Annotated in this window: 7 protein-coding genes and 1 pseudogene; 6 read left to right on the top strand and 2 right to left on the bottom strand. The window is 72.9% G+C overall.

The window, feature by feature from the left end:
• A partial coding sequence (locus ABZY11_RS41565; protein ID WP_356484142.1) for a flotillin domain-containing protein occupies positions 1–717 on the top strand: 717 nt, incomplete at its 5' end.
• 96 nt (positions 718–813) lie between these two features.
• Complete coding sequence (locus ABZY11_RS41570; protein ID WP_356484143.1) at positions 814–1,281, top strand: type II toxin-antitoxin system PemK/MazF family toxin; 468 nt, start codon at positions 814–816, stop codon at positions 1,279–1,281.
• Between the two features lie 108 nt (positions 1,282–1,389).
• Here the strand turns inward: ABZY11_RS41570 and ABZY11_RS41575 are convergent, their stop codons facing one another.
• A complete protein-coding gene (locus ABZY11_RS41575) occupies positions 1,390–2,223 on the bottom strand; it encodes a TIGR02452 family protein (RefSeq protein WP_356484144.1) in 834 nt (277 codons plus the stop codon).
• Positions 2,224–2,371: 148 nt separating this feature from the next.
• On the opposite strand from ABZY11_RS41575, the gene egtA reads away from it, so the two are divergent.
• From egtA to egtD, 4 genes are read left to right on the top strand one after another with little or no spacing between them, the layout of a single operon-like run.
• Positions 2,372–3,691, top strand: coding sequence for an ergothioneine biosynthesis glutamate--cysteine ligase EgtA (gene egtA / locus ABZY11_RS41580; protein ID WP_356484145.1), 1,320 nt, complete (start codon positions 2,372–2,374; stop codon positions 3,689–3,691).
• Positions 3,688–5,031, top strand: coding sequence for an ergothioneine biosynthesis protein EgtB (gene egtB, locus ABZY11_RS41585; RefSeq protein WP_356484146.1), 1,344 nt, complete (start codon positions 3,688–3,690; stop codon positions 5,029–5,031). The genes egtA and egtB overlap by 4 nt, the downstream gene beginning before the upstream one ends.
• Entirely contained in the window at positions 5,031–5,786 is a 756-nt protein-coding gene (egtC, locus tag ABZY11_RS41590) for an ergothioneine biosynthesis protein EgtC (protein WP_356484147.1), read from the top strand. Before egtB ends, egtC begins: the two co-directional genes overlap by 1 nt.
• Complete coding sequence (egtD, locus tag ABZY11_RS41595; RefSeq protein ID WP_356484148.1) at positions 5,783–6,745, top strand: L-histidine N(alpha)-methyltransferase; 963 nt, start codon at positions 5,783–5,785, stop codon at positions 6,743–6,745. Before egtC ends, egtD begins: the two co-directional genes overlap by 4 nt.
• Here egtD and ABZY11_RS41600 read toward each other — a convergent pair.
• Positions 6,688–7,161 (bottom strand): annotated as a pseudogene (locus ABZY11_RS41600) (hypothetical protein); the annotation flags it as partial. The gene egtD and the pseudogene ABZY11_RS41600 overlap by 58 nt on opposite strands.

A 7,161-nucleotide genomic window follows, 5' to 3' on the forward strand; every position in this document is an offset into this window, starting at 1 on the left:
GAGGTCGTGTTACCTGAGACCCGGGTCGCCGTACTGGCGGCCCAGCGGGGTGAGCTCCTGCTCCAGGCCGTTGAGGGCATGCCGGGGGACGCCCAGGCGTACGAGAAGCGCACCCTGGCCGAGGGGGAACGCGACGCCCGGATCTCGGCTGCCGAGGCGAAGGCCCGGGAGACGGAGCTAGCCGCGGTCGCGGAGGCCAACCGGGTCAAGACGGCCGCGCTCGCGGAGGCGGAGGCGACGAAGGCGCGCGGCGCGGCGTCCGCGACGGCGACCAGGGCCACGGGTGAGGCGGAGGCCGCCGCCGCTCAGGCCAAGGGGCTGGCGCTGGCGGAGGCGGCCCGCGCCAAGGGCCTCGCCGAGGCTGAGGCGATCAAGGCGCGGGCCGCTGCCCTGGCGGATAACCAGGAGGCGGTCGTCGCCCAGCAGTTGGCCGAGAAGTGGCCGGAGATCGTCCAGGCGGGCGCGGGCGCCTTCGGCAGTGTCGACCACATGGTGCTGCTGAACGGGGCCGACGGCATGTCGGACATGTTCGCCAAGGCGCTGACCATGGGCGGCACGGGCCTGGGGCTGGCCCGGCAGTTGCTGGCGACGATGAGTCAGAACGGCCCGGCGGAACCGGCACCGCGGGTGAACGGAGCGGCTCCGGCCACCCCGCCCTCGCCGCGCAAACAGCGGATTCCGGTGACGGGTGAGCAGGAGGTCGGGTCACCCTCCTGACCCGTCCGGCCGGAGGCTGACTGGTGCGCGCACCGATCCGGGGCGCGCACCGGCCCCGCTCCACGGAACGGGCCGTACAGGTCCTACGGTGTGGGGATGACCATCCAGCACCGTGACGACAGCATCGACAGCTCGGCGGACTTCCCGGGCCGCACCGGACCGAGCGCCACCTCGGAGGCCGACCCGCGCGACGTGGGGCCGGTCCGCACCTCGTACGCCCCCGACCGGGACGGCGACCCCGACCCCGGCGAGATCGTCTGGACGTATGTGCCGTTCGAGGAGAACGACGGGCGCGGCAAGGACCGCCCGGTCCTGGTGGTGGCCCGCGAGGCGGCGGGCACGCTGCTCGCCGTACAGCTCTCCAGCAAGCAGCACGACCGGGACCGCGAGTGGGTGGCGCTCGGGGCCGGCCCCTGGGACAGCTCCGGCCGCCCGTCGTGGGTCGATCTGGACCGGGTCCTGCGGGTGCACGAGGACGGGATGCGGCGTGAGGCGTCCGCGCTGGACCGGGACAGGTTCGACCTGGTCGCCGGCCGGCTGCGGGAGCGTTACGGCTGGGAGTAGGGCTGCTGGTCCGGATCGTTCCGGGCCGGCGGCGTACGGCCTGGCCAGGCCGGTCCAGGCTGGTCCAGGCTGGTCCGGTCTACCCGACCGACCCCGGCTGATCCGGAACTACACGCCCCGGTCGCCGAACGTCCGGTCGAAGGCGGACCGGGTGGCGGATTCGGGGTCGCGGTCGAGGATGCCGAAGACGATCTGTTCGAAGTGCCCGGCGAACCTGCCGCCGTCGAGCAGCAGCGCCCGGAACACTCCGGCCACCTGCGCCGGATCGTTGCGGAACACCCCGCAGCCCCAGGCGCCCAGCACCAGCCTGCGGTACCCGCGCACCGCCGCGACCTCCAGCACCCGCTCCGCCCGGGACGCAAGCGCGGCAGGGATGCGGTGGGCCTCCTCGGGGGTGCGGCTGCGGATGACTCCGGCGTTGGGTGCCGGAGAGGTGAGGAATCCCGCGGTGTACGGGGTGTCGAGCAGCCGCCCGCGGTCGTCCCGGAACACCGGCACACCCGGTGAGTGAATCACCCGGTCGGTGTAGAAGGCGCTTCGTTCCGCGCGGTGGTGGGCGTAGTAGTCGGGGGCGCGCAGCAGGGTGGCGTACAGGGCGGAGCCCCGGCACAGGGCCTCCTCCTGGGCCTGTGCGCCGTTGAGGTATCCGCCGCCGGGATTGCGGGCGGAGGCGTAGTTCAGCACGGCGACCTTGCCGGGGGCCTCGCCGGTCATCCGGCGCGCCGCCCGGAGGCTGCTCTCTCCGGTGACCTCGACGACCGGAGTGCGGCCGGAGTCGAGCGCCGCCACCGGCACGGGCTCGGGACCGTACAGCCTGGTCCCGGTGAGTGCGCTGGTCAGCGCGCGCTCGATGCTCACCTCGCGCCCGTCCTGAGTGCGGTAGCGGCCGGCCTCGACGATGGCCTCGGTCTCACGCGCGATGCCGCGCAGCCGTGCGCTCATCGGTACTCCCCCGTGTGGTGCATACGGGGCATGCTCGACGCTCCGACGGCATGGACGCAACCGGATTTCCGACGCGCAGGGGCACCCTTGTGCGATCCATCCGCAGGGGTTTGGGTGGTGGGGAGGCACCGAGAGAAGGAGGCCCGGCATGTCGTCCGACACCCCCGGGGACCACGGTCCGCCCGGCCATTCCCCGCCGCTCGGCGAGGGCGAGGCGGAGGATTTACTGCGCTGCATCTGTTTCAAGACGGGACCGCCCCGCAGGGTCGGCGTCGAACTCGAATGGCTCATTCACGACCGGGATCAACCCCGGGTCCCCGTCCCGCACCACCGTCTCGAAGCAGCCGCCGACATCCTCCGGGCCCTGCCCCTGAACGCGGCGCTCACCTTCGAACCCGGCGGCCAGCTGGAGCTCAGCTCGCACCCCGCCGACTCCCTGATGGCGTGCGTCGATGCCACCGCCGCCGATCTCACCGCAGTACGTGACGCCCTGGACCGGGTGGACCTCGCACCTGTGGGGCTCGGCGTCGACCCGTGGCACCCCCCGCGCCGCCTGCTGCGTGAGCCCCGCTACGACGCCATGGAGGTCTCCTTCGACCGATCGGGACCGGCCGGTCGCGCCATGATGTGCACCACCGCGTCCGTCCAGGTCTGTCTGGACGCCGGAGAGGAGGAACCGGGTCCGCTCGGCTACGGGCGGCGCTGGCAGCTCTGCCATCTGCTGGGCGCGGTCCTGGTGGCGGCCTTCGCGAACTCGCCCCTCCGGCTCGGCCGCCCGACACCGTGGCGGTCCACCCGGCAGTCGCTCTGGGCCGAGCTCGATCCCTGGCGGTCCCTGGCGCCGCCCGGCCATCTGCCGCCGCGTGACGCCTGGGCCGCACATGTGCTGGACAGCCCGGTGATGTGCGTCCGGGACGACACCGGCCCCTGGGCGGTGCCGGAGCGGCTGACGTTCCGCGACTGGATCCGCACCGGCGCGCCGAGACCACCGGTGCGCGCCGATCTGGACTTCCACATCAGCACGCTCTTCCCTCCCGTGCGCCCGCGCGGCCATCTCGAACTGCGCATGATCGACGCACAGCACGGTGCGGACGGGTGGCTGGTGCCGCTCGCCGTCACCACTGCCCTGTTCGACGACCCGGAGGCCGCCGAGACCGTGTACCGCACCGTGAAACCACTGGCCGAGACGGCCGGCACACAGCCGGCGCCGCGCAATCCGCTGTGGGTCCGCGCCGCCCGCGACGGCCTGACCGATGCCGAACTACGGGCCGCTGCGGCCACCTGCTTCGAGTCCGCGCTGGAGGCGCTGCCCCGGATCGGGGCCACCGAGGCCGTGCAGGACGCCGTGGCCGGCTTCAACGACCGCTTCGTCGCCCGGGGCCGATGTCCGGCCGACGATCTCCCCGGACTGCTCGCACCGGTTCCACCCGGCGGTCCGGGCCACCACCCCGAGGGGCCCCGCTCATGACCGACTTCCCCACCCCCACCGGATCCGCACCGCACGGGGCGGACACCGAGACGCTCCGGCAGCGCGCCCTCGCCGCACTGCTCACCGCCCGGGAACGCACCGCGCTGCTCACCGACAGCGTGGACGAACACGAACTGACCGCCCAGCACTCGCCGTTGATGTCCCCGCTGGTCTGGGACCTCGCGCACATCGGCAATCAGGAGGAGCTGTGGCTGCTGCGCCAGGTGGCCGGGCGGGAGGCGATGCGCCCGGAGATCGACGGCTTGTACGACGCCTTCGAGCATCCCCGGGCAGCCCGCCCCTCCCTGCCGCTGCTGGCCCCCGCCGAGGCACGTTCGTACGCCGCGGAGGTACGCGGCCGGGCTCTGGACATCCTCGACGGCACCGCACTGGACGACGGCCGTCCGCTGGTGCGGTCCGGTTTCGCCTTCGGCATGATCGCCCAGCATGAACAGCAGCACGACGAAACGATGCTGATTACTCATCAGCTCCGTTCGGGTCCGGCCGTGCTCAGCGCGCCGGTGCCGCCCGCCCCCACCGAAGCGGCGGGTCTTCCCGCCGAAGTCCTTGTCCCTGGTGGCCCGTTCACCATGGGGACGTCCACCGAGCCATGGGCCCTGGACAACGAACGCCCGGCGCATGTGCGCGACGTTCCGGGCTTCTTCATCGACACGGCACCGGTCACCTGCGGCGCGTACCAGGCGTTCATCGAGGACGGCGGCTACACCGAGCGGCGCTGGTGGGCGCCCGAGGGGTGGGCGATGGTCCGCGAGCACGAACTGACCGCTCCCCTGTTCTGGCACCGGGACGCCGGTCAGTGGCTGCGCCGCCGCTTCGGGGTCACCGAGGTGGTGCCCGGGAACGAACCGGTGCTCCATGTCAGCTGGTACGAGGCGGACGCGTTCGCCCGCTGGGCCGGGCGCCGGCTGCCGACGGAAGCGGAATGGGAGAAGGCAGCGCGCCACGACCCGGTGTCGGGGCGTTCGCGGCGCTATCCCTGGGGCGACGAGGACCCGACACCCGAGCTGGCGAACCTGGGTCAGCGCCATCTGCGGCCCGCGCCCGCGGGGGCGTATGCCCGCGGCCGGTCCCCGTACGGTGCACGGCAGTTGATCGGTGACGTGTGGGAGTGGACGTCCAGCGACTTCCTCCCCTATCCCGGCTTCTCGGCGTTCCCGTACCGCGAGTACTCGGAGGTGTTCTTCGGGCCGGCCCACAAAGTGCTGCGCGGCGGTTCGTTCGCCGTGGCCCCGGTGGCGTGCCGGGGGACGTTCCGCAACTGGGACCTGCCGGTGCGGCGGCAGATCTTCTCCGGGTTCCGTACCGCGAGGGATCAGTGATGTGCCGTCATATCGCTTACCTGGGACCGTTGGTGCCCCTCGGTGAACTGCTGACGCGACCGCCCCACTCGCTGGTGCGCCAGTCCTGGGCACCGAGACACCAGCGGTACGGGACGGTCAACGCGGACGGCTTCGGCGTCGGCTGGTACGCGGACGGCGATCCGGTACCCGGACGCTACCGGCGCCGGGGCCCGGTCTGGGGCGACCAGACCTTCGCCGACCTGGCCAGGGTGGTGCGCAGCACGGCGCTGCTCGCCGCCGTCCGTGACGCCACCGAGGCGGGCGCCGACGGCGAGGCGGCGGCCGCGCCGTTCGCCGCCGGGCCGCTGCTGTTCAGCCACAACGGTGCGGTGAAGGGCTGGCCGCACTCGGTGGCTCCGCTCGTCTCGGCGCTGCCGCCGGCCGAACTGCTCACGCTCACCGCGCGCTGCGACTCGGCCCTCGTCTGGGCCCTCGTACGGCACCGTCTGGCCGACGGCGACGAACTGCCGCAGGCCGTCACCGACACCGTGCAGGAGGTGGCGGCCGCGGCGCCGGAGTCCCGGCTGAATCTGTTGCTGACCGACGGCGCGACGATCGTGGCGACGGCCTGGGGCGACACCCTGTCGTATCTCGCCGAGCCGGGCCTGCGCACGGTCGTGGCCTCGGAGCCGTACGACGACGATCCGCGCTGGCGCACGGTCCCCGACCGCACGCTGCTGACGGCGACCCGCGCCGAAGTTCTGCTGACCCCGCTCAAGGAGCCCACTGCGTGAGTCCCTTTCTGCTGACCCGTACCCTGCCGGTGGACGCGACGGACGCGGCGCTGCGCGCCGATGTGCTGCACGGTCTGACCCGGCACCCGAAGACGCTGCCGCCCAAGTGGTTCTACGACGCGCACGGCAGCGAACTGTTCGAGGAGATCACCCGGCTGCCCGAGTACTACCCGACCCGCGCCGAGCGCGAGATCCTGATCGACCGCGCCGGCGAGATCGCCCGGGCGTCCGGGGCGCGGACCCTGATCGAGCTGGGGTCCGGGTCGTCCGAGAAGACCCGGCACCTGCTGGACGCGCTGCCCGCGCTGCACAGTTACGTACCCGTCGATGTGAGCGAGAGCGCGCTGCGCGGCGCCGCCGAGGCCATCCTCTCCCAGCGGCCCGAGCTCTCCGTGCACGCCCTGATCGCCGATTTCACGGGCGGTCTCGCGCTGCCGGGAACCCCGGGGCCCCGGCTGGTCGCGTTCCTGGGCGGCACGGTCGGCAATCTGCTGCCCGACGAGCGTGCGGTGTTCCTCAAGTCCGTGCGGTCACTGCTCTCCCCCGGCGACGCGCTGCTGCTCGGTACGGATCTGGTGAAGGACGAGAAGGTGCTGGTCGCCGCGTACGACGATGCGGCCGGCGTGACCGCGGAGTTCAACAAGAACGTACTGCGGGTGGTGAACCGGGAGTTGGGGGCGGACTTCGACCCCACGGGTTTCGATCATGTGGCGCTCTGGGATCCGGAGCGTGAATGGATCGAGATGCGGCTGCGGGCCCGTCGGGCGCACACCGTGAAGATCCCGGGTCTGGATCTGCTGGTGGGCTTCGGGGCCGGCGAGGAGTTGCGTACGGAGGTGTCGGCCAAGTTCCGCAAGGAGGGTGTCCGGGCAGAAGTGGAAGCGGCCGGTCTGCGGCTGGATCAATGGTGGACGGATTCCGCCGGCCGGTTCGCGCTGTCGCTGGCGACGGCGGTCTGAGCGCGGCGGGCCAGCGCCCGGCGGTCCGGCCGGCCGGCCGTCGGGATCGGCGGCAGTACGCGGATCTCGGCGGTCAGTCCGGCCGCCGTCACCACCCGCCACAGTGAGGCGATGAGCGGATCGTCGCCGACGAACGCGGCGGCGCCGGCCGGGGCGGTGTGTTCTCCCGGTGCGGAGCCCTCGTGGCCGGTCGGACGGCAGCCCGTCGCGGGCGCCGTCCGGCCGGTGGTCGGGGTACTCCGGGGCGGCGCGGCGCGGTAGGTGATGCGTACCGGGCGGACCGTGGCGTTCGCGTCGATCGCGGCCTGGAAGGCGGCGGGGCCGAACCGCAGCACGTAGCGCGTGAGCGCCATCCCCAGTATCTGCGAGGCGACGAGCACCGCGCGGCGCGGCGCTTCCGCCGGAACGGGGCAGAC

This window comes from Streptomyces sp. NPDC006510 (assembly GCF_040611955.1).
GTDB lineage: Bacteria > Actinomycetota > Actinomycetes > Streptomycetales > Streptomycetaceae > Streptomyces.